Source organism: Streptomyces sp. AA4 (assembly GCF_000158875.1).
Taxonomy (GTDB): Bacteria; Actinomycetota; Actinomycetes; order Mycobacteriales; family Pseudonocardiaceae; genus Amycolatopsis.
In genome coordinates this window covers 5,591,666-5,615,115 of sequence record NZ_GG657746.1, presented here as the reverse complement: position 1 = coordinate 5,615,115, position 23,450 = coordinate 5,591,666, and the positions used below count along the sequence as shown (strand labels likewise).

General features: G+C 67.8%; 25 protein-coding genes. 13 read left to right on the top strand and 12 right to left on the bottom strand.

The features are described 5' to 3' along the window. Nucleotides 1–9: 9 nt before the first annotated feature. A protein-coding gene (locus tag SSMG_RS25700; protein WP_234392748.1) for an IS3 family transposase occupies nucleotides 10–1,238 on the bottom strand; the annotation gives its coding sequence in 2 pieces (ribosomal slippage) (nucleotides 10–959 and nucleotides 959–1,238; 1,230 coding nt in all). 832 nt (nucleotides 1,239–2,070) lie between these two features. Between SSMG_RS25700 and SSMG_RS25690 the strand changes: the two genes are divergently transcribed. The 4 genes from SSMG_RS25690 to SSMG_RS44425 all read left to right on the top strand — a co-directional run bounded on the left by SSMG_RS25690 (nucleotide 2,071) and on the right by SSMG_RS44425 (nucleotide 5,190). Next, nucleotides 2,071–3,324, top strand: a complete 1,254-nt coding sequence (locus tag SSMG_RS25690) for a glycoside hydrolase family 27 protein (protein WP_009080826.1) — start codon at nucleotides 2,071–2,073, stop codon at nucleotides 3,322–3,324. A gap of 147 nt (nucleotides 3,325–3,471) precedes the next feature. Further along, nucleotides 3,472–3,951: a hypothetical protein gene (locus tag SSMG_RS25685; protein ID WP_009080825.1), complete on the top strand. Its 480-nt coding sequence runs from the start codon at nucleotides 3,472–3,474 to the stop codon at nucleotides 3,949–3,951. A 292-nt stretch (nucleotides 3,952–4,243) separates the two neighbouring features. Next, nucleotides 4,244–4,498, top strand: a complete 255-nt coding sequence (locus SSMG_RS25680) for a hypothetical protein (protein ID WP_009080824.1) — start codon at nucleotides 4,244–4,246, stop codon at nucleotides 4,496–4,498. Between the two features lie 200 nt (nucleotides 4,499–4,698). After that, the gene (locus tag SSMG_RS44425) at nucleotides 4,699–5,190 is read left to right on the top strand and encodes a hypothetical protein (protein ID WP_050788277.1); all 492 of its coding nucleotides are present in this window, start codon (nucleotides 4,699–4,701) and stop codon (nucleotides 5,188–5,190) included. Between the two features lie 115 nt (nucleotides 5,191–5,305). Here the strand turns inward: SSMG_RS44425 and SSMG_RS45585 are convergent, their stop codons facing one another. Continuing rightward, nucleotides 5,306–5,452 (bottom strand): hypothetical protein, encoded by a 147-nt coding sequence (locus SSMG_RS45585; RefSeq protein WP_158688086.1) that lies wholly within the window; start codon nucleotides 5,450–5,452, stop codon nucleotides 5,306–5,308. Nucleotides 5,453–5,959: 507 nt separating this feature from the next. On the opposite strand from SSMG_RS45585, the gene SSMG_RS25670 reads away from it, so the two are divergent. Continuing rightward, a complete protein-coding gene (locus SSMG_RS25670) occupies nucleotides 5,960–6,415 on the top strand; it encodes a hypothetical protein (protein WP_037714853.1) in 456 nt (151 codons plus the stop codon). 181 nt (nucleotides 6,416–6,596) lie between these two features. Further along, the gene (locus tag SSMG_RS25665; RefSeq protein WP_158688085.1) at nucleotides 6,597–6,878 is read left to right on the top strand and encodes a hypothetical protein; all 282 of its coding nucleotides are present in this window, start codon (nucleotides 6,597–6,599) and stop codon (nucleotides 6,876–6,878) included. A gap of 813 nt (nucleotides 6,879–7,691) precedes the next feature. Here SSMG_RS25665 and SSMG_RS43780 read toward each other — a convergent pair. From SSMG_RS43780 to SSMG_RS25635, 5 genes are all read right to left on the bottom strand, one after another. Then, entirely contained in the window at nucleotides 7,692–10,865 is a 3,174-nt protein-coding gene (locus SSMG_RS43780; protein WP_009080815.1) for an RICIN domain-containing protein, read from the bottom strand. 929 nt (nucleotides 10,866–11,794) lie between these two features. Next, nucleotides 11,795–13,243, bottom strand: a complete 1,449-nt coding sequence (locus tag SSMG_RS25650; RefSeq protein WP_255409889.1) for an alpha/beta fold hydrolase — start codon at nucleotides 13,241–13,243, stop codon at nucleotides 11,795–11,797. A 918-nt stretch (nucleotides 13,244–14,161) separates the two neighbouring features. Further along, nucleotides 14,162–14,326, bottom strand: coding sequence for a hypothetical protein (locus SSMG_RS45580; protein ID WP_158688083.1), 165 nt, complete (start codon nucleotides 14,324–14,326; stop codon nucleotides 14,162–14,164). Between the two features lie 537 nt (nucleotides 14,327–14,863). Then, nucleotides 14,864–15,490 (bottom strand): LysE family translocator, encoded by a 627-nt coding sequence (locus tag SSMG_RS25645; protein WP_199785984.1) that lies wholly within the window; start codon nucleotides 15,488–15,490, stop codon nucleotides 14,864–14,866. 373 nt (nucleotides 15,491–15,863) lie between these two features. Beyond that, entirely contained in the window at nucleotides 15,864–16,202 is a 339-nt protein-coding gene (locus tag SSMG_RS25635) for a hypothetical protein (RefSeq protein ID WP_009080809.1), read from the bottom strand. A gap of 113 nt (nucleotides 16,203–16,315) precedes the next feature. On the opposite strand from SSMG_RS25635, the gene SSMG_RS43775 reads away from it, so the two are divergent. Continuing rightward, nucleotides 16,316–16,801, top strand: a complete 486-nt coding sequence (locus SSMG_RS43775) for a DUF6010 family protein (RefSeq protein WP_234392745.1) — start codon at nucleotides 16,316–16,318, stop codon at nucleotides 16,799–16,801. Here the strand turns inward: SSMG_RS43775 and SSMG_RS25630 are convergent. Continuing rightward, on the bottom strand, nucleotides 16,740–17,153 hold the full coding sequence (locus SSMG_RS25630; RefSeq protein WP_009080805.1) for a hypothetical protein: 414 nt from the start codon (nucleotides 17,151–17,153) through the stop codon (nucleotides 16,740–16,742). The genes SSMG_RS43775 and SSMG_RS25630 overlap by 62 nt on opposite strands. Nucleotides 17,154–17,247: 94 nt before the next feature. On the opposite strand from SSMG_RS25630, the gene SSMG_RS44905 reads away from it, so the two are divergent. Further along, nucleotides 17,248–17,487, top strand: a complete 240-nt coding sequence (locus tag SSMG_RS44905; protein WP_037714842.1) for a hypothetical protein — start codon at nucleotides 17,248–17,250, stop codon at nucleotides 17,485–17,487. A 17-nt stretch (nucleotides 17,488–17,504) separates the two neighbouring features. Next, nucleotides 17,505–18,716, top strand: coding sequence for an MFS transporter (locus SSMG_RS25620; RefSeq protein WP_199785982.1), 1,212 nt, complete (start codon nucleotides 17,505–17,507; stop codon nucleotides 18,714–18,716). A gap of 4 nt (nucleotides 18,717–18,720) precedes the next feature. On the opposite strand, the gene SSMG_RS47175 is transcribed toward SSMG_RS25620, so the two are convergent. Beyond that, on the bottom strand, nucleotides 18,721–18,843 hold the full coding sequence (locus SSMG_RS47175) for a hypothetical protein (RefSeq protein ID WP_255409769.1): 123 nt from the start codon (nucleotides 18,841–18,843) through the stop codon (nucleotides 18,721–18,723). A 103-nt stretch (nucleotides 18,844–18,946) separates the two neighbouring features. On the opposite strand from SSMG_RS47175, the gene SSMG_RS25615 reads away from it, so the two are divergent. After that, the gene (locus tag SSMG_RS25615) at nucleotides 18,947–20,266 is read left to right on the top strand and encodes a GGDEF domain-containing protein (protein ID WP_009080804.1); all 1,320 of its coding nucleotides are present in this window, start codon (nucleotides 18,947–18,949) and stop codon (nucleotides 20,264–20,266) included. Nucleotides 20,267–20,282: 16 nt separating this feature from the next. On the opposite strand, the gene SSMG_RS25610 is transcribed toward SSMG_RS25615, so the two are convergent. Then, nucleotides 20,283–20,594 (bottom strand): hypothetical protein, encoded by a 312-nt coding sequence (locus SSMG_RS25610; RefSeq protein ID WP_037714840.1) that lies wholly within the window; start codon nucleotides 20,592–20,594, stop codon nucleotides 20,283–20,285. Nucleotides 20,595–21,012: 418 nt separating this feature from the next. Between SSMG_RS25610 and SSMG_RS25605 the strand changes: the two genes are divergently transcribed. Next, complete coding sequence (locus SSMG_RS25605) at nucleotides 21,013–21,609, top strand: bifunctional DNA primase/polymerase (protein ID WP_037714837.1); 597 nt, start codon at nucleotides 21,013–21,015, stop codon at nucleotides 21,607–21,609. Nucleotides 21,610–22,133: 524 nt separating this feature from the next. Here the strand turns inward: SSMG_RS25605 and SSMG_RS25600 are convergent. Next, complete coding sequence (locus tag SSMG_RS25600; RefSeq protein ID WP_009080798.1) at nucleotides 22,134–22,337, bottom strand: hypothetical protein; 204 nt, start codon at nucleotides 22,335–22,337, stop codon at nucleotides 22,134–22,136. On the opposite strand from SSMG_RS25600, the gene SSMG_RS45575 reads away from it, so the two are divergent. Continuing rightward, nucleotides 22,327–22,482, top strand: a complete 156-nt coding sequence (locus SSMG_RS45575; RefSeq protein ID WP_158688082.1) for a hypothetical protein — start codon at nucleotides 22,327–22,329, stop codon at nucleotides 22,480–22,482. The genes SSMG_RS25600 and SSMG_RS45575 overlap by 11 nt on opposite strands. Before the next feature lie 225 nt (nucleotides 22,483–22,707). Beyond that, nucleotides 22,708–22,974 (top strand): hypothetical protein, encoded by a 267-nt coding sequence (locus SSMG_RS45570; RefSeq protein WP_009080796.1) that lies wholly within the window; start codon nucleotides 22,708–22,710, stop codon nucleotides 22,972–22,974. Here the strand turns inward: SSMG_RS45570 and SSMG_RS42600 are convergent. Beyond that, the gene (locus tag SSMG_RS42600; RefSeq protein WP_009080795.1) at nucleotides 22,961–23,362 is read right to left on the bottom strand and encodes a hypothetical protein; all 402 of its coding nucleotides are present in this window, start codon (nucleotides 23,360–23,362) and stop codon (nucleotides 22,961–22,963) included. The two genes, SSMG_RS45570 and SSMG_RS42600, sit on opposite strands and share 14 nt — an antisense overlap. Nucleotides 23,363–23,450 lie beyond the last annotated feature (88 nt).

The window sequence follows — 23,450 nt, the reverse complement described above, 5'->3', positions numbered from 1 at the left end:
TTGTTGGGGTCAGGCGACCAGACTGATCAGGTCGCCGTCCTCGTACAGGGTCTCGAATTCGACGGGTGGCCGGTCGCCGCATGCTCCGTGGAGGCGCTGGGTGTTGTACCACTCGATCCACGCGGCAGTCGCGACGTCGACTTCTTGCTTATTGTGCCATGGCCCGTTCGGTTTAATCAACTCGGTTTTGTAGAGCCCGATGGTGGATTCCGCGAGCGCGTTATCGAGGGCATCGCCGACCGTGCCGATCGACGCGTCGATACCGGAATCAGCAAGATGCTGCGTGAATCGGAACGACGTGTATTGACTTCCGGCGTCGGAATGGTGGATCAGCTTGTCCTGCCCCTTTCGCCATCGGTAGTCCCGATGACGCAGTCCCTGCTCGATCGCGTCGAGCACGAGGTCGGTTTCCTTGGACATGCTCACGCGCCAGCCGACGATCCTGCGGGAGAACACATCGATCGCGAACGCGACGTAGACGGTGCCTGCCCAGGTCGCGACGTAGGTGAAGTCCGCTACCCACAACCGATTCGGTGCACCTGCCGTGAACTGGCGGCTCACCAGGTCCGCGGCGCGGGCACCGCCGGGATCGGACACCGTGGTGCGCACCTTCTTCCCGCGGACCGCGCCGGCCAAGCCCATCGCGCGCATCAGTCGTTCCACCCGGCCCCGGCCCGCCCGAACGCCTTCCCGGTTCAGCTGACGCCATACCTTCCGGGCACCGTACACCAGGTAATTCTCGTCGTACACGCGCTGAATTTCCTTCTTCAACTCCTCATCGCGAACTTCCCTCGCCGACATCGGACGGGAAAGCGCGGCATAATAGGTGGACGGAGCGATCTTGATCCCGAACTCGGTCAGCACGGCACAGATCGGCTCGACTCCGAACCGGTCCCGATAATCCGTGATGAACGCTACGAGCGCGGCGGTCGAGGGTCGAGCTCCCTCGCGAAGAAAATCGATGCCGCTTTCAGGATCTCATTCGCCCGGCGCAACTCACGATTCTCACGCTCGAGCTCGCGCACCCGCTCCGACTCCGCAGTCGTGACACCCGGCCGCGCACCCTGATCGGTCTCAGCCTGCCGCACCCACCGGCGCAGCGACTCGGCCGACACCCCCACCTTCGCCGCGATCGACGTGATCGCCTCCCACTGCGACGAGTACTGCTCTACCTGCTCAAACACCAACGCAACCGCGCGCTCACGCACCTCACGCGGATGCCTCGAAGACCGGCCCATAACTCCATCCTCACTCACACGATGGAGCCTCCATCAAACCCGGGGCGGTTCAGTTCGCTCGGATTCCAGTGCGTCGTATGGCTTTGCGGTGTTCGTGGACGAGGGTCGTGTGACGGAGATGGGGCCGATCGATCTCGACGAGTGGGAGCCCTTCTCGATGGGGCCGAAGCCGGGCGGGGTGATCGCGTGACGCAGGACATGCGCGAGCGGTTCAAGCGCGACACCGCCGAGCACGTGATGACGGTGTTGCACGATGACGGCCTGTACCGGAGGTCGCCGGGAGGTGCGCGTGCGGAGTAGGCCAGGTCGGCCAGTCGATCGGATCTGTCGGGACGAGGTCGCGGCGGCGCTGGCAGTCGATCGGCGCTCCGTGGCGGTCGCGGTGGTCGGCGATGCGGCAGAGCAGGATCAGGACGTGGTCGAGGACCGGATCGCCCCCGCCCGAGGAGACGCAGGCGACGCCGTCCGGCACGCCGGAGACGTCGCCGGGCAAATGGGTGCACCAGCGCGGCGTTGACGCGCGCGCGTTCGTCTCCGGAGTTGACCCGAAGCCCAGATGAGCACCTCGTGGCGCGAGGACCAGTCCTTCAACCGGATGCAGCCTGCCGAGGTCACCCTCGACCGCGACGGCGGGCGTCGGGCGGCGTCGACTGCCAGGCGTATAACGGCATATACGAATCGTCGTGCGGCGAGAAACCGCCGAACTCGCGGAATGTCGCACATATGGCGAGTTGTGTTTGACTATGGTGAATTCTGTGTAACTTGTCGCGCGTGAAGGGGCCTGGCATAGGAGGGCGTCGCGCGGCCGCAGCGAGCGAACAGGAGACAGATCATGGTCAGACACTGGCGTGGCAGAGCAGCAGCCGGTGCGGCGGCCGTACTCGTGGCGGTGGCGATGGCAGCCAGCGGCGCGCCGGCGGCGGTGGCGCTGGACAACGGCGTCGCCCAGACTCCCCCTCTGGGGTGGAACAGCTGGAACGCCTACCGGTGCGGCATCGACCAAACCAAGATCAAGGCGGCGGCCGACGCTGCGGTCTCCCGGGGGTTGAAGGACGCGGGCTACCGGTACGTCAACATCGACGACTGCTGGCAGGCCAGCACGCGCGACGCGCAAGGCAACCTACGGCCCGATCCCGCACGGTTCCCCGACGGGATCAAGGCGTTGGCCGACTACGTGCACGGCAAGGGCCTGAAACTGGGGATCTACGCGACCCCGGGCACCCGGACCTGCGCCAACATCTGGGACAACTACCCCGGCACGCTGGGCAGCAAGGGCCACGAGGCCCAGGACGCCCAGACCTTCGCGTCCTGGGGCGCGGACTACCTCAAGTACGACTGGTGCCAGGCCGACCGCGACGGCGTGGACGCCAAGAAGGCGTTCACCGCGATGCGCGACGCCCTGGCCGCCACCGGGCGCCCGATCGTCTACAGCATCCACCGCGAACCCCAGCTGCCGGTGGAGTCCTGGCGGCCCCAGGTGGCCAACTCCTGGCGCACCACCGCCGACATCAGACCGACCTGGTCCAGCCTGATGTCGATCCTGGACAACCAGGTCGGCCTGGAACGGTACTCCAAGCCCGGCGCGTGGAACGACCCGGACATGCTGCAGGTCGGCAACGGGAGCTTGACCGCCGAGGAGAACCGCGCGCACTTCAGCCTGTGGGCGTTGCTGTCGGCGCCGCTGCTGGCCGGCAACGACCTGTCGGCGATGAGCGAGGCGACCCGGCAGGTCCTGGCCAACACCAAGGTGATCGCGGTGAACCAGGACTGGGCGGGCAGTCAGGGCGTCCGGATCCGGGGCGGCGAACAGCAGATCTGGCGCAAACCCCTGTCCGATGGCTCGCAGGCCGTCGTGCTGCTCAACCGCTCCGCGACCTCGGCCTCGTTCACCGCGTCCGCGGGAGATCTGGGTTTTCCCGGCCGCACGGACCTGACCGCCGAAGACCTGTGGCGGGCCACCAGCACGGCGGTAGCCGGGTCGGTGACCGCCACCGTTCCCGGGCACGGCGTGGTCATGTACAAGGTGTCCAGCAAGGCTGGCCCGGGCGAGCGCGCCTACGGAGCCGTCGAACCGCCGCAGCGCTGACCGCGAGGCCCCGCCGCCCCGCCGCGGGCGTGGGAGCAGATCGAGGCGGCGGTGCCGCGCGAGCAGATCTCCTAGGCGCTGGAGGACATCGTCGCGCTGGCCGGTCCGGCGGACGACGACGCCGACGCCGCGTGGCGGGCCGAGCTGGTGAAGCGGTATCCGACGGTGCGGACGTTCCTTCCGTTGCTGTGCAAGGTGATCCGGTTCGGCGCGGCCCCGGACGGCGAGGCGGTGCTGCGCGCGCTGAAGGCGCTGCCCGGGTTGTGGGGCGGCGGGCGGAACAAGGTCGGCGCCGGAGAGATCGGCCAGAGCCTGCTGGCCGGGCGCCCCGCGCGCGAAGCTGCCGGCCGGGACGCCTGTACGGCCACGAAACCGATGGTGCTGGCCAGCCGCGGGCTCCCGGCGGACCCGCGCGAGCACCTCGAGGAGCGGACGCGGCTGCTGCACGACACCTACCGCGAGGTCGCCTCGCGGCTGTCCGCCAACGCCGCGGCCAGCTTCGACGACGTCGGCCGCCTGCACCCTGAAGGCGCTGCGGGCGGAGCCGGACCCGCCGAGCCGGGCGAACCTGCGAGGCCTCACCCATTTGATGATGCCGCGCGTCAACCTGCCCGAGGGTGCTGCTAGGTGTCCTCCTTTTAAACCTGCCTCGGCCGCGCCGGGCGGATGCGCTGCCACCTCGCAGCGAAGGCAGCGCGGCCGCGTTACGACCGCAGCCACACCGGCACCCGGTCGCTGAGCGAACCGCAGGCCCGCCGGATATGCCTGCTCGCCCCGGCGGCGGCGCCCGGGCCGTGGCCGCGGCTGTGCGCGCAGTACCGCGTGATCGCTCGCCCACCGGATCGCCGACCCGGGCGAGACCGCGCTGCTGGTCGACCGCGACGGCACCCGTATCACCCGCTACCAGGTCGAGTCCCTCGTGCAGGCCCTCGCCGCGGCCGCCGGTGTCCCGGACCCGCAGCAGATCACCCCGCAGTCCACGCGGCACGCGTTCAACACGGTCGGCAAGGCCCGCTGCGCCACCCCCGAACAGCGCCGGCGCGCCCTCGCGCACGCCAGCGCCGGCACCGCGGCCCTCTACGGCCACACCGGCGACCGCCTCGCCACCGACCCGGCTCGCCTGGTCGCCGCCTCCGTCTTCGCCGTGCCCGGCACGAGCGCCGGGGCGCCATGACGACCTTGAACCGGGGGATGTCCCTCCCCGGCGCGGGGGATTTGCGGCGCATGTCCTGGACAGGTGAAGGTTCACCCGGGCGAGGGACATTTACGATCACCGGCATGCCAGCGTCGTCCGGGTCGCCGGGTCCGGGGGATTCATCCCGTGCTGTGTATGCCTCGATATGGGCCTACAACCGTGTTCATCGCGCCGCGGCGATGCCCGAGGCCGCTGACGAGCGCAACGCGCTGCGGTCGTACACGGTCGCGGGCGCGGGCCTGACCGACGAGCCGACCGGCGGGCAGCGCTGGACGCTGGACTTCCTGCCCGGCGGCGCGCCCGGACCGGGCCAGCGCGACCGGACCGGGAACGTGGTCGCCAGCCGGTGGGGAGCCCCTCCCTACCGGCTGCTGACCGAAGGGGTGTCGCTGCGGGCGGCATGGGACGCGATCACCGCCGCCTGGCCCTCAACCCTCGCCGACGCCGCCGACGCACTCCAGCCGCTGACCCGCAGGCGGGCCGCCGGAGCCGACGTCCGTGACGAGGACGACGCCCGGCTCGTCCCGCTCCGCCGCCGGCACCGCGGCATCAACCTGCTCGGCAAGTACTCGTTCCTCCTGCCCGCCGACCTCGCCGACGGCCTCCGCCCGCCGAACGACCCCGGCACCGCCCCGGCCGGAGGCGGGGACGACGAGCAGGGAGCGGTGTGATGCCCCCGACGGGTCATTACCCGAGGGCGGCGTCGACCGACCGGGCGACCCCGGAAGCCGACACGGCGGCCTTGCGGGGTTCGGCGCAACCGTCTTCGGGATAGACGCAGTCGGGCTACGACAGGTCTCCGGCGAGCATGCGCTGACGGCTGAGTTCGGTGCCGAGTTCGGTCCGGGCGGCGGGATTGTCGAGGTAGAACATGACGAAGCGGTACAGCTGGTCCCGGTCGGCCGCGAACGCGGCGCAGTTGAGCGCGATCATCGGCCGCGGCGGAAGCTTGTCGAACTTTCACCGGCGTGCGTACTGGCGGCGTTCCCACGGAGCGTTCGCGTACGCGATGACCGGCACGTAGGCGGGTGTCGTGAAAGGACGTCGCTTTGCAACCCGCGAGTGCGTCCCAGGGCAGGAAGCAGGAGAAGGTCCAGCCTCGGTGGCGGATGCCGCGTCGGGACAGGACGACCCCGCCGCGCCGGACCCGCCCGGCCGCCGCGAGCGCGAGGCAGCTGCCGAAGTACAGCGCCGCTACGCCGCAGAGCCCGCCCGGCGCCAGCCTGGCGGGGATGCCGGGGCCGGATCGGACGTAGTCGACCGCCGCCATGCCGAAGAACACCGCCAGGCAACCGAAAAATGCCCAACAGCAGCACGAAGATCAGTGTCGAACCGCGGATTTCCGCCGCGGGTCCGTCTTCGCGGTTCACGATCGCGATGTTCGCGTCCCGATGCCGCGGCCGCAGTCGCGAGACGTAGCCGAGTGCCGCGGTCAGGAACATGATCGCCGAGAAGGCCGTCGCCCAGCGCGGGCCGCCGGGGTGGCCGACGGCGACGAACCCGAAGCCGACCGGAATCGCGGCTGCGCCGAGGAGCAGGACGAACACCACGGCGGCGACGGTCCGGCCCGCGCGTGGGGCGGGCCATTCGGGGCGTGGCAGGGCGTCAGAAGACGGCATCCTGCACGTCCCGGCTGCGCCGTCGATCGTCTTTCCCGCGTCCGCCACGGCCTTGGCTCCGTCCGCGATGGCGGTCCCGGCCGCGCCGATCACGTTCTGGTACAGGCTGTCGACTGCGCCGGAGGTGAAGACGCCGACGACCGAACCGCCGACCGCCCCGACCGCGGCGCCGACGACGTTGCCCACGCCGCGGAACACGGTACCGACCGCGGCCCCGATCCCCGCGCCCGCGGCGACCGACGCGCCGAAGCCTGCCGCGCCGGACACGACGGCCTAGGCGGCGGGCTTCCCGTTGGCGATGTCGTGCACAACCCTGGCCACCGCAAGGGCCCCCGCCCACCTTCAGCCCCACTCGGGGAGCCTTCTTCTCCAGCTCAGCCGCTGCTTTCGCGGCGTCGTCGGCGCCGTGTGCGGCCGCTTGTCCCGCGTCCACGTCGCGGTAGACCCGGGCGGCGGTCGTGCCTTCCGGCGCGTTCTTCGCGAGGTTCAGGAAATTTGGCGGACTCGTCGGCGAGGAACTGGGACTGCTTGGTCAGGATCGACGCGTGCTGGGCGGCGAGCGCGCCGGCCGCGCCGTTCGCGAGGTCGTCGATGACGAGGAACCACTTCTGGCTGATGTCGCTCCAGACGTTCGCCAGCGTGTCCGCGGCGAGCTTGCCGACCAGCCGGGCGGCGTCGGCGCCGTGCTGAGCGGCGTGTGCCCGATGTGCGTGGCCGACGAACGTGACCTGTCGATCTAGGGACGATTTAAGGACGAAATTGAAGGTCGAACGAGGCCGGCCGACTGGAGTCGAACCGCAACATGAACAGTTGCGAATTCTCCAGCTAGATCGAATGACATCGATTCGAAACGGCCCGCAACAATTAACCGGAGGGTTCTTGGTTCGAGTCCAAGCGGGGAGCAAAGCCCAGGTGAACGACCTGGGCTTTGTCCTGCCCGGAGGTCGGGGCGATTTGGTGTCGACTGTGACGGTCGCCCAAGCGGTCGGCTGCCGGGGTCCGCTGCGGTCGCTGGCGGCGGTTCGGAGCCGCCGGGCGCTGCGGATCTCGGCGCGGCTGATCCCGTTCGATTCGCGTCTGCCGCGCCTCGGGCACCTCCAGCGCCAACCGGCTCAGCACCTCTCGGGTTGGCGATTTCACCGAAGGCATCCACCCGTCCTCTGGGGTGAATGGCTATCGAGGTGCCGGACCTTCGAGCCTTGATCATCGAAGCGCCTCTGGCCCGGTCCGGTCACGAACACCAGGTGCGCGTGTGCATTTCGTTCCACGACACAAACATTCGCCCGGATCCGGGCACCGGGCAGAGCTCCTCCCGGGCAGAATATGCGGCCACCCGAACTCGGGGGGTGGGCGACAAGGTCGTCACCCACCCCCACGCCCGCCTCGGCATCGCGGACGGCGCCCCGGACCGCCTGACGAATCCGCGATTTCGCCCGACGCATCGGACCCATTGCGTCCGGCCGCCGAATGCTCGCCGGGGCGATGGGCCGGCGAGCAAACGCCTACGGGTGTCCCGTCTCAGCGGCTGCCGTTGTTCAGGCGTCTCCTTCGCGCTAGCCGAGGTTGGACACCTTGAAGCTCACCGGCCCCGCGACGATGGTTCCGTCGGGACCCCTGAGCGCGACGGTATAGCTGCCTGCCGCGAGCTCCTTTGTGTACCGAATCGTGTCTGACTGCGTGCTGACGGTGATGGTGTCGAGCACGGCGTGCGCCGCGGGGTTGACTATTTCGATCTGGTACCGCGCCCCGGCGACCCAGGCGCCCCCAGCGTTGTACTGGATAGCGAACGGGAGCCCGCGGGACGTGTCGGCCGGTGCGGTAATGCTCGCCGCCGCCGGGGCAGGGGCCGGCGCGGGGGCCTGGGCGGTAAAGGTCCAGTGGGTTTTGGGGTTGTCGTCGTTGGGGGTTGATTGCTGGAGTGCTGTGCCGGCTTGGGCGAGTTTTGCTCCCTTGTTGTCGAGGACCATGTTGGTGCTGCGGTTGACGATGAGGTATTCGCCGGTGGTGGAGGTGGGTTGCAGTTTCCAGTCTTGGCTGGAGGCTTTGGGGTCGAGGGGTTGGATCAGGACGTTTGCGCCTTTGTTGGTGGCTCCGCCGCCGTCGAGTGCGAGTCCGGTGTGGACGTTGACGAATTGGACGTAGCCGTTGGTGGTGCTGTCTTTGGCTTCCCAGAGTTTGTTGTCGTTGAGGTCCTGGTTGGAGAGCACGACGGGGGAGCCTGCTGGTTTTCCGTTCGTGTTGAGGATGAGTTTGTCTCCCGCGGCGGCGCCGATGGCGTAGTGCTTCCCGGCCGCCACTGGTGGCGGGGTGTGTTCGGTGAGGGTCCAGTGGGTTTTGGGGTTGTCGTCGTTGGGGGTTGATTGCTGGAGTGCTGTGCCGGCTTGGGCGAGTTTTGCTCCCTTGTTGTCGAGGACCATGTTGGTGCTGCGGTTGACGATGAGGTATTCGCCGGTGGTGGAGGTGGGTTGCAGTTTCCAGTCTTGGCTGGAGGCTTTGGGGTCGAGGGGTTGGATCAGGACGTTTGCGCCTTTGTTGGTGGCTCCGCCGCCGTCGAGTGCGAGTCCGGTGTGGACGTTGACGAATTGGACGTAGCCGTTGGTGGTGCTGTCTTTGGCTTCCCAGAGTTTGTTGTCGTTGAGGTCCTGGTTGGAGAGCACGACGGGGGAGCCTGCTGGTTTTCCGTTGGTGTTGAGGATGAGTTTGTCTCCCGCGGCGGCGCCGATGGCGTAGCGCTTCCCGGCCGCCGCCGGCGGACCCACCCTCACCGACGGACCCTGGCCACCGTAGTCCGCGTCGGTTGGCCGGGTGACTTCAAGCGTTACCGTGACACTGCCTGTGCTTCCATTGAGCTGGATATTGTATGTGCCGTCCGGATTCGCGTTGCTTGCCGAAGCGTTGACGCACGATATTTGCCCCGTCGGAACGATGGTGTCATCGTTTCCGCTATCCGCTTCGTACAGTCCATGGGCCGTCGGGGTAGCGATGCAGAAGGTAGGATTGGCTTGAGACGATTGAATGGGTATCGCTGTCGAGGAATTCGGCAACGAGTAATCTCTCGAATTGTTTCCGTCTGGGCCGATCGGGATGTCGACCGGGTGTTCTTCGGGTACGTCGAAGAACCTGGGCCCCGCGATTCCGAGGTGTACTTCGCGCAGCCCGCCGGGTGCTGGATAGGCCGAGTTGTTGAGGACTGTGTACGGCGGATTGTCCTGCGGGGAGAAAATCGCCAGCTGTCCGTAGACTTCATACTCTCCGCCGGAGTCTCCGCCGTCTGCCACCCGCAGCGAACGAGGCCGGACGGAGTAGGTGCTCAACTCCTCGTCTTCTGCCACGTAATGGCACAGGGGATTGTCGCATTCCTGCGCGTCTGCGAAATTATTGCCGCGAGTGGGATCGTTTACCGTCAGCTCAGGAGAACTAGGAGTGTAAAGCGGGACGTAATTGCGCGGGTTGGCGTTCGAGGGAATGAGCGGAACGGGGTCATTCCAGAAATTGTCCCGAGGGCGGTTGTCGTATCGGCCCATGGAGCGCAAAATGGTCTCCACGCTTGCTGTAGAGAACTGCGCTCCGTTTCGGAATTCGTCGTTGCTGTTGAATTGATACCACGAGTTGGAGGTCACGCCGGCCAGATACGCTTCGCCGTGCGCCCACCCAACAAGCGGGGAACCGCTGTCGCCTCTGTGGGAAACAGCTTGACGGGATGCCGCGACCAGGCCGGGAATTGCCTGTTCAGGATCATTGTACATGAAGCGGAAGCGTTGTGCGGCGAGGCCTCCGTAGCGGTTGCTGCCCAGGCGGGGAATGCTCAGCCGAACAATGGGGGTGCCTGGAGATTGAACATTCAGCTGATCAGCCGGGGCGCCGCCTCCGGTGATTCGCGCGAGTAGCGCCCGCTGTTGGTCGGAATTGATTGCTCCGCCGTTTCGGTCATTATTGACCTGGTGGAAGGTGTCGGTGATTCTCTGCTCGGAGGGAACCATTCGTCCGAACAGGGTGGCGACGATTCTGTCTGCGTCATTGACGTTGACATCGGCGTCGCTCGGCAGTCGCAGGAATTCAATATTGTCAACCGGCCGTTGAAGCCTGACTACGGCGAGGTCGTTGCTAATCCTGTTTTCAGGGGTGCTAGGAGTTCCGCCTGGCAAGGGATAACCTTGGGCGATTCGCATTTCCGCCACGGGAACCGTGGCGACCGTGCCGTTTCTTTGCGTTACGCTGACCGTGGCCCGTACGGCCTGATCTCGGCTGGTGCGCTGTGCCACGACATGCGCAGCGGTGACCACGAGATCCGGTGCGATAAACGCGCCGGAGCCTACTGAGCGCGTACTCGTGCTGCCGTCTTCGCTGTCGTGTGTTACGGAGAAGCGCGCGAGAAAAGAAGGTACTGGTTCGTAGCGTTCCGTGGCGAGAGGATGATCACTGGGCGATTGGTCGCCGACTGCAAGGGCCGGAGCTTGCGGAAGGGCTAATCCGACGGCAAGCAGCGCGACCATGGCCTTCGCACGGTGCCTTCGGTTTACGGGTGTTCGCACACGTTTGCCGACCTTGCCGCCGAAGTAAATCGGAATTCTTCCAAGCATTTCCATTCCTCTTGTTTTCGCAGCCCATGAAAACGGGCTTGCAGATACTCCGCCTGTAGAAATAATGGACGCCAGAGCGCCGATGTTCTTGTCGGTGAGCGCGCGAACCCAGCGGTCGGCGGGCTTGGCAATCTGGTGTGCCTCCATCTTCGCCGCAGTAGTATGACGCTCCGAGTAGACCTGACGACGCGGCGTAATACCGGTACCCGTTGAGGTAAACAGCAATTCACCGGTGAAGCATGCGATAAATCACTGACCGCACATTGAATATTAACTACCGAAACGGGTGTCCGAATTGCCGGGAGGCAGTTTTGTGCCGGGCGGGGCACGGCTGGCCGGAGTGGCGATGGTGCCCAGCGACGCATCCGGAGTTCATTGTCACTGCTCCCGCTGCGGCATCGCCGAGATCGGCCCGAACCCGCATGGCCCTGAGTTTGGCGCCTGCGGTCTGGCGGATGTCCGTCAGGGGAAGGGGGTCGCTGCCGAAACGGTGCGGTGTCGCGGCCGTCTGGGCTTGGACCGCCGGCGTTCTCGACGAGCGGAGCACTAAATTCGGGCCCCGGCTTGCGATTCCGGGGAGTCGCGCGCTTTGGCCATCCGAACGCGGGCCTCGCGTCGGGCCGCATCGGATCAACTCGCGATTCGCGACCAGCCGCGACGCCTCGAGCCTGGACTCGACCTCCCCAGGCGAAGACGTCCTGCGTCACCCATCGGCAGGTCGCTCACGAGCATTCGAGCAGGACTGTGGGGCCCCGAGCAGGACCGGCACGAGGAACGCCAGATCGCTCAGCAGCCGCGGAGGCAGCATCGGAACTCGTACCGGCGCTTGGTCGGGAAAAACGCGATCAGGCCCAGTCCGACCGCCATGGAGACGACGAGTTTCTCGTTCTCCGGAGACTGCGGCCGCGAACGTGGCGGCCGTCGGCATCGGCGCGGCCGGATCGTCGATCCGTGGCGCACCGACGGAGCGGGGAGGGCTGTCCGGCCCGGCTGCTTAGCGCGCCGGCCGCGGACGCCCTCCCCGCTCTGTGACTGCACGGAGGGGTTTGCTTCACCCGATCGTCATGGACTTTCGCTCAGCTGGGGACAGCGGCACGCCACGGGTCGATCAGAGTTCCAGGTGCGACGCTCTTGTCCGCCGGGACAGTGCTGGCCTTGTCGCCCGGCATCGGCGGCGCAGTGCACACCTGATTAGCCGCCGGTCGCTCGCCGCGCTGGAGGTACCGGGACAGCACGACCCCGGCGCAACCGGGGGACGGCGACAGCGCGCTGTCGAGCGTGGGCATCACCCCGTGCGAACCCGCGCCCCGCACCGCGACCAGCTTCGAATTCGGGAAGTAGCCCAGGAGCGCCACCGCGTTCTCCCAAGGGGTCGCCGGGTCGAACTCGTTTTGCAACATCAGGGCGAACGGCGCGGCGTTGCCTCCGGAGGATTTCGTCTCCTTGGGGACGAAACGCAGCTCTCCGTCGCCGAACGGGCTCGGATCGGCGATCGATTTCGGAAGACCGTATCTCACGATTGAGGACAGGACCTCGAATACCGTGACCGCGATCTTCGCTATCGCGGCCAGCGTGTCGGGCTTCATCAGGGCAGCCAGCAGCTGATCAGGGGATGTTCCCGGGTCCGCGGAATTCATTGTCGTTTTGAGGGCGGCCAGAACGCCGGCGGGGATCTTCCAGTCCTTCCCCACGGGAAGGCTCACCGCGTCGGAAATCGTCGTCAGCACGCTGGCCGCGGTGTTGAACTCAGTCGAGTTCCAGTACCCCGATTGCGTCTCGTCGGAGAACAGCTGGTCGTGGACCTGAGCGAAGGTGATCGCGGGGTCGTTCGCCAAGTAGCGCCTGGCCAAGGTCAAGGATCGGGCGAAGCTCGCGAACGCTGAGTCCGAGTACGCGGAGGACTGCCAGACGCTCTCGAAGTCCCCGCGGGTGATGCCAGGCAACTGTCCGAGGTCCGCGGCCTTCAGGACACCCTCGTACGCGGCGGTCACCTTCGCCGCCGTGGCACCCAGTTGATACGTTTTGTTCTGTCGCGCCAGCCATTCGGTCAGCTGCGTCCCACGGCGTTTGAACGCAGCTTCCTGGCTCGTTGCCGGCTGGGGCACTCCGGGGGCCAGCATGTTGCTGTCCAGTACGAACCTGCCTGATCGGGAAGGGAACAGCGACTGGTAAACCCGTCCCAGCTTGGTTCCGTACGAAACGCCGTAATAGTCCAGCACCGACGCGCCGAGCAGGCTGCGCACCAGGTCGAAGTCCCGTGCCACGTTCTCTGTGCCCAGGAATGCCGCGTGAGTGTATTTTCCGATGCACCCGTAGTCGACATTTGTGCCGATGTGAGAACTATTTCGATAGGTGTCGAGGTTGTCCTGGGACGCGGGTTGGCACTCGATCGGGCTGGAGGCGCCTGTGCCCCGGGGGTCGAGGCCGACGATCTGGTAGTTCTGAAGCAGATCCGGCATCGTCCCGGCGACCCGCAACGCCCACGTGCCCGCGGCCCCGCCGGGACCGCCGCGGTTCACGAACATCGTCCTCGGTTGTTCCCCCGGCGACATTTGCGCCCCGACTCGCAACGCGTGGACGGTGATGCTGGCCTTGTCCGGTTCGAGATAGTTGACCGGAACTGTGATGTCGGCACATTCGACCGTCCGGTAGGCAAGCACGGAGCTGCCGGACCTCTGGGTACGGGCGGCTTTCTCCGCCGCGGTGCAGTTGTCGTACTTCCACGACACCTGCTGGCCTCGGTACTGCTGCGATAACGAGTCTGTCGGCACGGGCGACAAGGCCTGTGGGCTGTCCGCGGTCTCCGCGGAAGCGGGATTCTGGACTGCCGTCACCGTCATGGCCGCCACGCAGACCGACAAGGCCGCGCCGAGATATCTTCGTCTCATGCTCACCAACTGGCTCTCCTTCGCTGGGCGCACGCAGACCGTCCGGCCGTGCGGTGCCGAGGCACCCGGCCGGGCACCATCGACACAGGGTGAACGAACCGGCCGGAATCCTCCACGGGCGGCCGCAAAATTCCCCTGAACAAGGGGTGTTGCACTTCACAGTGAAATTTCGGCAGGCTGTCGGGACGGCCGTAACCGGGTATTCTTCCCTTGTGCTGCGCACCTGCCTTGGAGGAATTCTGACGATCGCTTGATCATGAAGAAATAGACCTCGCCGAGATGATTTTTAGCATCATGCGCCACGTCGAGGGTCGCGCCGGCCCGGGCGAAAAGGCCATCGCGGTCAAAGGCCGCGACTACGGTCGGCAGGTCTGCCAGATCGCGGCATCCTTGACTGGAAGTTCCCGCTTGGACCTCACCCGATCTGGGTGCTCGGCGACCGGTGCCGCCGCTTCGCCTCCGCCTGCGTCGAGTGCGCTGGTCCGCACCGCGCAGCACGGCGAGGCGAGTGCTGTGAAACGCGAAGCTGCGAAGACAAAAGCGATGACGCGACGACTAGCAGAGTTCGACGCGCTCGGACTGGACCTTGGTGACGGTCCCCAATACGTGGGTTTCCGTATAGTATTTGCCGTGCCCGAGGCACTTGCCGTAGACCGTCACGGTGTCGGTGACGAAGCCGTTGCAGGTGCGTTCTCCAGCTTGCGGGTCCGGGCCGGGCATGTCCTTGTTGATGACAACTTGGAGGTTGACTTTCCGGTCCCGCAGCCCGTTCTGCCGCCGCTTCCGACAAGTTCGCCGCCGTTGACGTAGGGCTTGTTCGCGAAATACGCACACGCCTGGACCTGGCCCGGATTCGCCGAGGCGGGCGACGCCGATGCCGCGGACGTCATGCTCACGCAGGCCCCCGCGACACAAGCCGCCACCACCATTGCTTTCCGCATAATCGATCTCCTCGCTGGTCGTCTCGATGTCGGGACACGAACCCGAAGCACTGCGCGAAGGTTCAGGTTCTTATCTGCCGGTCATTTTCTTCGTTTGCTTCGTATTATTGCGATCGAGGGCAATATGATAGAAATCATTGTCACGATGATTCCGAGGAGTGCTGTGGTTGTCGTGAATGCCATGTGTTGTCGATTGTCGAACATCCATGCCTGCACCTGTCACGCCGACGAGCGGCACGCCAACTCACCGGAGGCGGACCGGCTGCGGGAGGCTGCCGCGACTTCCGGCTCGCCACCCAGGACGCCGCGGGCGCGGTCATGGCTGGCTGGAGGCGACCTTGCTGCCGAAGCCGATGAGGACGACACCCGTGATGCGGTGCATGGCCCGCCGTACGGCGGGCTTTTCGAAGAACGCGCGGGCTTTGGCCAGCAGCAGCACATAGCTGGCGAGCCAGACCAGGGTGAGGGCGGTGTGGATGAGGACCAGCACTGCCATGCCGGCTTGCGGGACGAGCCCGGAAGGGACGAGCGTCGGGAGCGGGCCGGGGTAGAACACGGCGATCTTCGGGTTGAAGAGGTTGCTGATCAGGCCGGTCCGCCAAGGGTTTCCGCCTGCGGAGGATGTCGTCAGGCCGGACTGTGCCGCGTGCTTTCGGCTGTGGAGGAGTGCTTGAATGCCGAGCACGAGCAGAAAGGCCGCTCCGGAGAGCTTGACGATGGTGTAGGCCGTGGCGGACGCGGCCAGCAGGGCGGCCAGGCCGACCACGGTGAGCAGGCCCCACCCCAGCAGTCCCGCAGTGACGCCGCCGACTGTCTTGAGGCCGTCCTGCCAGCAGGCGGCGATGGCCCGCTTCGTCGCTACCGCCATGTCGGGGCCGGGTACCACCGTCAGTGCCGCGAGAATTCCCACCGCGTAAGGAACTGTAAGAACTCCTCGCATCATCGAACGCTGACGTTCCCACGCTCGACGCCGGGTTGTCGATAGCGTTCTTCCCCGGGCTGCAGGTGAGCATGCCGATTCCGACGATCTGGGAAGACGCGTTCCGCCGCCGGCTACGTTGTCGCGGAGAATTGACGCCCCTCATCGTGCTGAAGTCAGATCCGCAAGTCCCAGCTTGCGATGTTCGTCGCGAGGGAGAGCAGTTCGGCAAGGCTGGCCTCGTCCTCGCGCAGGGCGTCGGGGCACCAGGCGAGACTGAGCACGCCATTCCAGCTCGCTCACAGGACCGTGGCCGCTTTGCGTGCGTCGAGCGGGCGGATCAGGCCCTCGGCGACGCCGCGCTCGAGAGCGTCGATCATGCGCGCGTTCTGCTCGTCTACGCGGCGGGCCAGGCGTTCCGCCGTTTCGGCCGCGGCGGGGTAGCTGCCCAGCGGTGCCGGTGCACTTGTGCGGTGCCGCGGTCGGCTTGGTCGGAGAGGAAGAACAGCGAGCCCGAGTCCGCGGGCCAGTGCGGCCGGGATTCCGTTGCGGTGTCCGCGGTCGCCCGGCGCGACGCGGAGCCGTCGGGGTCGACGAGCCAGAGTTCGGTGTCGAGGTGGTCGCCGGTTCGGCTGAGGGGCGCGAGGACGTAGCAGAGCAGGTGTCCGTTCGGGGCCAGGGCCGGGGTCTGCGGTGCGCGACCGTCAACCACGAGTTCGGCGGTCAGACCTGTCATGCGAGCAGTTTGCCTTGACCGCGTCGCCGCGGGTGGCGTTGTTGGCGAGAAACCGGCGAGAATTGTCTCTCCGGACGGTTACGCGCTCGCGACCGCAGCCATAGCGTTGGCCTGTGATCATCGTTTCCGCCATTCTCATCGGCATTGTCTACTGCCTGCTCAACTCCTTCCTCGCCGAGCCGCATCGTCGTAAGTTCAACGCGATCATGGTCGCCGGCGCCGGAGCGGCTTACTTGAGCAGCGGCGCATTCGGCCCCCTCGAACTGGTCTTCACCGCCGCGGTGACCTACTGCGCTTACCGCGGCCTGAAATCCTGGGCGTTCATCGGGATCGCCTGGCTCCTGCACACGACCTTGGACGTGCTGCATCACCTGAAAGGCGCGCCGATCCTCCCGTTCGCGCACACCTCGTCGCTCGGCTGCGCGATCTGCGACCCGGTGATCGCCATCTGGTGCTTCAGCGGCGGAATGTCAGTGAAGGAGCTTCGCGCGCGATTTCTCTCCGCACGTTCCGGAAAGGACGCCACGGCAGCGGATGTCACTCCGGGCGAGGAACACCGTAGTATTGGTGGTAATACTCAGACCAGCCTTCCACAGTGAAATTTTCGAAGTCGCGGGCTTCCTCGCACTCCGTCAGGTAGGTCAGGGCCTCGCGGGCCAGCTCGTCCGGGCGAGCGGCGAGAAACTCTTTGGTCGCGTCCAACCCGGCCCCGCACAAGAGCTGCACGTCGATGGCGAATTGCGAATCCCAGCCGGACGTTTTGGCTTGCCAGACGAGCAGCACGTCGTCCAGCGAGCCGTGGTGGAACAGCTGGATGCAGCAGACCTTCATCAATTCGGCGTTCGCGTCGAGCCTGGCGCGCATCTCGGTCGCCAGGATGCCGCGGACCTCGTCCAGCTGGCTGCCGGTCGGATGCAGCCCGTATCGCTCGAGAAGGTCGTCCTCGGTCATCTGCCGGATACTACGGCCGGGCGCGGGGAGGGCGCGCCTGATTTGTCGGCCGCGACGTGCGGAGGACTCCCGGGCGGTCCGTTGCCGCGCGGCGATGCTGTTCGACGCGCGCAGCCCGTCCGTCCGGAGATCTCCTGGCCGGGACGACTTCTCGCGCTGCCTGCTGATGTTCCGGATCTTCGACTCGGGCGAAGCGGCACGGGGCGTGAGTGCGGATTTGCCCGCGGGCAAGGAGATCCTCGACGGTTTCCTGCGGCTCTGGGAGCTGGCCGCCGCACCGGCGTCGGAAACCGGGCCAGCCCGTACCTGCGGGGGTGTGCCGCCCCGGTGGTGATCGGCCAAGCTGGGCGGGTGGCGACGTATCGGCAGGTGTTCGGCAGACCGGAGTTCCGCGCGCTGTTCGCGAGCATGGTGGTTTCGGTCGCGGGCGACCAGTTCGCGCGGGTGGCGTTGTCGTTGCTGGTCTTCGACCGGACGCGTTCGGCGGGCTGGACCGCCGGGGTCTATGCCTTGACCTACGTGCCGTCGATTTTCGCCGGTCCGCTGTTGTCGGGCCTGGCGGACCGGTGGCCGCGGCGGCGGGTCATGGTGGCGGCGGACCTGGTGCGCGCCGGGCTGGTGACGGTAATGGCGATTCCCGCGCTGCCGCTGCCTGCGGTCGCCGCGCTGCTGGTGGTGGTCCAGGCGGCCGGCGCGCCGGGCAACGCGGCTCGTGCGGCGACGGCCGCGGCGGTGCTGCCCGGCGAGGAGTTCGTGCTGGGCAAGGGCGTGCTGGACATGGTGGTCCAGCTGGCGCAGGTGGTGGGGTTCGCGACCGGCGGGACGCTGGTCGCGTTCCTCGGGCCGGGTCAGGCGCTCGTCGCGGACGGCGTGACGTTCGTGGTCTCGGCGGCGGTGGTGCGGTTCGGGATCCGGGCTCGGCCAGCACCCGGAGTAACCGCGGGGGACGGGACCCGGCTGGGGCGCTGGTGGGCTGATCTGCGGGCCGGGACGGTGCTGGTCGCGCGGACGCCGCGGTTGCGTTCGCTGGTGGGATTGGCTTGTGTGGCCGGTTTTTACGTCACGGTCGAGGGGCTGGCGGCGCCGTATGCGGAGTCGATCGGCGGGTCCGCTCAGGCGGTGGGGGTGCTGCTCGCGGCGAGTCCGGCCGGGACGGTGCTCGGGATGCTGATCGTGTCGCGACTGCCGTCGCCGGTGCGGATGCGGTTGCTGGGGCCGCTCGCGGTGGCTGCCAGCGTGCCGCTCGTGGTGTGCGCGCTTCACCCGGGCCTGGCCGTGACAGCGGTCCTGTGGGGACTGTCGGGAATGGCGAGCGCCTACCATCTGCCCGCGTCGGCGGCGTTCACGCTGGCGGTTCCCGATCACCGGCGGGCCCAGGCCTACGGGCTGGCCGCGACCGCGTTGACGACCAGCCAAGGAGCCGGGATCGCCCTCGCCGGACTGGCGGCGACCGCGGCGGCTCCGAGCACGGTCCTAGCCGTCTCCGGGGGACTCGGCGTGCTGACGGCGCTCGCGGCGGGCGCGGCTTGGAACCGCGCCCGCCGCGCCGCCGGACCGGCGTAGCGGATCAGCGGGTCCACTCGTTTCCGCGGCCCCATTCGTTGCCGCGGCGGGTCCATTCGTTGCCCTGGAAACGGATCCACTCGTTTCCGCGGGAACGGGTCCATTCGTTGCCGGGTGCGTTGCGCATAGTGACGCCTTTCTCCTCCGTGGTTGGTCCGACCGGCGTATCGACGGCCGGGCGGCCCTGCGATTACTGTGATTAATCTTCGTGGACAGGGGCGGATACCAGCGTGACTGGTGAGAGTGGCGGACGCATAACGAGGCGGGGATTCCGGTCCCTGCCGCGCCCCGCGCTGTGCCTGGTGCTCGCGGTCGACGCCGTCGCGGTCGCGATCGGGGTGTTCTCGGCGGTCTCCGTCTCGGTCACCCGGACGGAGTGGCTGTGGTTCGCGCTCCTCACCGCGGCCGCCGTGGGACATCTCGAGGCGGTCCGCACGATCGAGCGCAGGCGTGAGCAGGCGTCGAAGAAAGCGCCGTACACGAATCTCAAGAGCCTGTGGGTGTTCGCCGCGCTGCTGGTGCTGCCGCTGCCGCTCGTCATCGCGTTGACCGCGGTGTCCTACGCATATTGCTGGTATCGGGTTTACGGGCCGACGATTCTGTATCGAAAGATCTATTCCGCCGCCACCTTCGTACTCGCGTCGGCCGTCGCCTCGACGATCCTGGACTCCATTTCGCCGAGCGGCCCCCGGTTGCCGCACGACGGGTGGTCGCTGCTGCTCGTAGCAGCCGCTGCCGCCGCGTGGTGGCTGGTCAACTACGCACTGGTCGTCGTCGCGATCGGGTGGTCCACGCACGAAAAACTGCCGCTCCGGCAGGCCTTGGGACATCCCGGCGACCAGCTGGTCGTCGCCTCGGCGCTCGGGCTCGGCGCGACCATGGCCGTCCTGCTGGTCCACGAGCCGTGGGCGCTGCCGGCCCCGATGATCGCCGTGCTGTGCGTGCACCGCGATCTCTTGCTGCCCCAGTACCTGCGGGCGTCCCGGACGGATCAGAAGACGGGCTTGGCGACGCCGGTGTACTGGGCGGACGTGGTCACCGCCGCCCTCGAACGGGCGAGGCTCAGCCAGACCGGTCTCGGCGTGCTGTTCCTGGACCTCGACAAGTTCAAAGCCATCAACGACACCTACGGGCACCCGGCCGGCGACCAGGCCATCCGCGCCGTCGCCGACCGAGTGCGGTCCGAGGTCCGGGCCGAGGATCTCGTGGCCCGGTACGGCGGGGACGAGCTGGCGATTCTCCTGCCCGGCCTCAGGTCCGGCGAGTTGCTGGCCGTCGCTGAGCGGATTCGTTCCCGGCTGGCGCATACCCCGATCGTGCTCACCGCTACTACGGACGGGGAGCCTCGGACGCTGCCCGGAGTGAGCACTTCGATGGGGGTGGCGTCCTACCCCGAGAACGGGGTCTCGGCCGAACAGTTGCTTCGGGCCGCGGACGGCGCGTTGTTGCGGGCCAAGCAGAACGGCCGCAATCAGATCAGGGTGGCCGGAGTCGGGAGTGACGCGGTGCTGGCGCGGGCGAATCCGCGCCAGCACCGGCCGTCCGGATGAATCGGTTTCGACGCCTTCAGTAGGCCGATTGCTCGACAAAATCGATCTGGTCGGCCGCGTTGACGTGGATGTGGGCGTAGAACGAGTTGTCGTAGTGCCCGATCACCGACGCGATCATCAGGCTGGTGGTGCAGCCGTACGGCGGGCAGGTTTCGAAGGGGAAGTCCGTGTCGCCGACGGCCCGGATCGAGGCGTCCGGCGACATCGGGAGTTCGTGCGTGGTCGGGTCGTCCGGGTCGGGGACCAGGTGGGCGCCGCCGTTGCCCTGCTGCACGACTTTGACGAATTCCGGCATGTCCCGCTTGGTGTCGTAGCCGATGAATTCCACGTCTTCGCTCGGATGGCGAGAGGTCCGGGTGGCCGAGGCCGCCTTGGCGGGCGGGACAGCGACTGGGGCCGACGCGCCAGTTGGGGCCGGAGACGCGCCGTCGGAGGTGCATCCGGCGGTGAGGCCGATCAGTGCCGTCGCGGTTGCGACGAGGAGAAAATGGGCAGGGCGAAGCGAGCTTTTGTGCATGGTGTCCCCCTGGAAACGTGGCGATTCGGTCGCTTGCTGAGGAGACGGGCGGGCGCGGCGCCGGTTGTGGGCGTGACGATTTCGTGACGCGAGCGGACCCGGCGCGCTGCCGGTTTGCGCCCGGTTCTCTGGCTGGTCCGCGACTCGCCGCGGACGCATGGTGGTCGGGCGGTACCCCGGTTCCCGCGCCGCCGGTCGCGGCGTTCGCTTCTCGGAAGGGACTCTTGCGATGACCGCTGTTGCGCGCGGAAGCCGTTCCCGCTGTCTGGCCGGGGACCACGGGGCCGCCCTGGGTTCGCTGCGCGCCGCGGCCGAGCATTACGCCGCCCTGGGCTGGCCGATCCTGCCAGGCCCGGTGTGCGACGGCCTGACGACGTGGCATCCGGTCACCTTCGAACGACTCGGCGGCCGGGAGCCGACGGTGCCCCGGTCCGAGGCCACTGTCGACCGTTGCGTGGTCGCGGAATGGTGGTCTATTCACCGGCAAGCGATTCTCGCGCCGGTGGGAGAGCATTTTTCCGTCCTGCGCGCGCCGACCTATCTAGGCTGGCAAACCCTCGCCGCATTCGACGGCGGGCGGCCGCTCGGGCCGATGGCGTTGTCTCCGCACGGAGCGTTTTTCTTCGTCGAGCCCGGCACTTTCGGGGATTGCGCGCTGGGGTCCGGTGTGGAGGTCGTTGCGCCGGGAGACCTCGTGGTGCTTCCGCCGAGCAGGGTCGTCGCGGGCGTGGTGTGGTGGCGCATTTCCCCGCTGGAGCGGGAGATGCTGGGCGACGGGGCCGCGATTCTGGAGAAGCTCGCGGAACTTTCCGGCGGTTCCGCGTAGTTCTCGTGCCCGCCCTTGCCGGTGTCACACGTCCAGGTGGTCTCGCGGTTGTCCTCCCGGCGAGCGGTTTATCCCGGCGCGGGACCGGTTGACGCGAGGGAAGCGAGGATCGCCATGACTCGGGCAGGTCCCGGCCCGAGCGGGCGAACGCGGAGGCGAACCGCCGGACTTCGCGCCTCGGCCGCTTGCGCGCGGCCGGGCGCGAAGGCTCACTAAAGCCCGGGCGAGCGGGGATATGCCTGCCCGGAGCGGGGACACCACGGGCCCGCGCGGCGTGCCGGTGACATGGTCCAGGCCGGGGCTTCCGGCCGCGACCGTCGCGAGACCGAGGTTCTTCAGCATGGGACTTGCTCCTGGCGGGAGGAATGATCGCGGCGGGCGAACGCCGGCCCGGGGTCCGTCGAGAAACCTGCTGGCGGAAGGCGATCGGCTTCCACTTCGTTCCACCATCGTGTCGGGTCCCGATTCTCTGACCGGGATTTCCGCAACCCAATGGGGGAACTGCTTTCCGCGCGGGAAAAGCGTTATCCGGTTTCGTCCGGGAGGTGCCGCGGCAGGTGCGCGCCCCGCTCCTCGGCCCGGCGCAACACCGGCGCGGCCAGAATCCCGTGGATCAGCACGGAAAGTGCCGCCGCCAGCGCGCCCGCCCGCCACAGCTGGTCGGCACCCGGCAGCCCGCCCTGGTGGAGTCCGTAGGCGAGGTTATAGAGAGGTCCGATGCCACGCATGCCGAAGAACGCGATAGCGAGCGCGGCGTGGTCGCGTTCGATGCGCTCGGCGACCTTGGCCGCGTCGACGCCGGCGCGCCTCAGCGCCCGCGCGGTCGGCCGCCTCCGCGACGAGCCCGCGGGCCTGGTCTGTGAGCAGCCGTGACACGTCGACCGAGTAGCCGCGGCGGCCGGGCGCGGCCTGGCCGAAGAACTGCGACAGGAACTGGTCGAACGGGCTGTTTCCCTGCCCGGGCGGGAAAAATCCGGTCATCGGAGCGCTCACATCTCAGGACTGCTCGGAATCGGGGTCGGGAATCCGCTTACCCGCTGCCCGCGGCGGTAAACGGGCTCCGCGACTAGCCGCCGCCCAGGCGGGTAACCGGGGGTCATGCTGACCATCGATCCCGGCGCGGCCCGGACCATCCAGCGCCTCGCGACCGAACAGGGCGTCGCGCCGGAGGGCGGGCTGCGCGTCACCGCCCGCGAAGGCTCCGCCGGCCTGGCGACCTCGGTGTCCGCGCTGGCCACCGAAACCGACACCGTGCTGACCGACGACGAGACCGGCGCCCGCGTATTCCTCGACCAGGCCAGCTCCGACGCGCTCGACGGCCGCGTCCTGGTCGTCGGCGACGACGGAGATTTCACTGTGCGGTGAAGCCCGTTGCCGGGAGGTCGGCGGCCCAGAGCAGGCAATGCACCACCCCGGTGAGCCGCGGTTCCCGCGCGGCCAGGCTGAGCTGCGCTTCGAGGCCCTCGACGTCGCCGTTCAGCTTCGCCAGCACCGCCCGCAACGCCGCGCGCACCCCGGGCGCGAGGTCGTCCACGTCGGCCACCTCGCCCTCGCCCACCGCGACGGCCGTGAACACCGCGTCGTCGGGGCGCGGTCCGAACCGCTCGTGGACCGCCTCGGCGCAGCGCTGCACGAGGCCGCGCAGCACGCGCTGCCGCACGGGAAGTGCGTCGAGTTCGCCGAGCAGCCGGACCACCTCGTCGAGGTCGCCGGTGCGGGTCGCGAGGACGAGGTCGACCGCGAGGGGTGCCATGGATCGCTCCTGCCTGCCGGGAACCGTTCGCTTACCCGGGCAGCGAGCCGTCAATCACGTTTCGCGTTCCCGGCGCGCGGGCATCCGG

Bases quoted from the DNA above. Each gene is read 5' to 3' on its own strand.
- SSMG_RS25690 (WP_009080826.1), top strand. From the start codon at position 2,071: ATGGTCAGACACTGGCGTGGCAGAGCAGCAGCCGGTGCGGCGGCCGTA.
- SSMG_RS44425 (WP_050788277.1), top strand. From the start codon at position 4,699: ATGCCCGAGGCCGCTGACGAGCGCAACGCGCTGCGGTCGTACACGGTC.
- SSMG_RS45585 (WP_158688086.1), bottom strand. From the start codon at position 5,452: ATGATCGCGCTCAACTGCGCCGCGTTCGCGGCCGACCGGGACCAGCTG.
- SSMG_RS25670 (WP_037714853.1), top strand. From the start codon at position 5,960: ATGATCGCCGAGAAGGCCGTCGCCCAGCGCGGGCCGCCGGGGTGGCCG.
- SSMG_RS43780 (WP_009080815.1), bottom strand. From the start codon at position 10,865: ATGGAGGCACACCAGATTGCCAAGCCCGCCGACCGCTGGGTTCGCGCG.
- SSMG_RS25650 (WP_255409889.1), bottom strand. From the start codon at position 13,243: ATGTTCGTGAACCGCGGCGGTCCCGGCGGGGCCGCGGGCACGTGGGCG.
- SSMG_RS45580 (WP_158688083.1), bottom strand. From the start codon at position 14,326: ATGCCCGGCCCGGACCCGCAAGCTGGAGAACGCACCTGCAACGGCTTC.
- SSMG_RS25645 (WP_199785984.1), bottom strand. From the start codon at position 15,490: ATGATGCGAGGAGTTCTTACAGTTCCTTACGCGGTGGGAATTCTCGCG.
- SSMG_RS25635 (WP_009080809.1), bottom strand. From the start codon at position 16,202: ATGACAGGTCTGACCGCCGAACTCGTGGTTGACGGTCGCGCACCGCAG.
- SSMG_RS25630 (WP_009080805.1), bottom strand. From the start codon at position 17,153: ATGACCGAGGACGACCTTCTCGAGCGATACGGGCTGCATCCGACCGGC.
- SSMG_RS44905 (WP_037714842.1), top strand. From the start codon at position 17,248: ATGCTGTTCGACGCGCGCAGCCCGTCCGTCCGGAGATCTCCTGGCCGG.
- SSMG_RS47175 (WP_255409769.1), bottom strand. From the start codon at position 18,843: ATGCGCAACGCACCCGGCAACGAATGGACCCGTTCCCGCGGAAACGAG.
- SSMG_RS25605 (WP_037714837.1), top strand. From the start codon at position 21,013: ATGACCGCTGTTGCGCGCGGAAGCCGTTCCCGCTGTCTGGCCGGGGAC.
- SSMG_RS45575 (WP_158688082.1), top strand. From the start codon at position 22,327: ATGCCACGCATGCCGAAGAACGCGATAGCGAGCGCGGCGTGGTCGCGT.
- SSMG_RS25600 (WP_009080798.1), bottom strand. From the start codon at position 22,337: ATGCGTGGCATCGGACCTCTCTATAACCTCGCCTACGGACTCCACCAG.
- SSMG_RS45570 (WP_009080796.1), top strand. From the start codon at position 22,708: ATGCTGACCATCGATCCCGGCGCGGCCCGGACCATCCAGCGCCTCGCG.
- SSMG_RS42600 (WP_009080795.1), bottom strand. From the start codon at position 23,362: ATGGCACCCCTCGCGGTCGACCTCGTCCTCGCGACCCGCACCGGCGAC.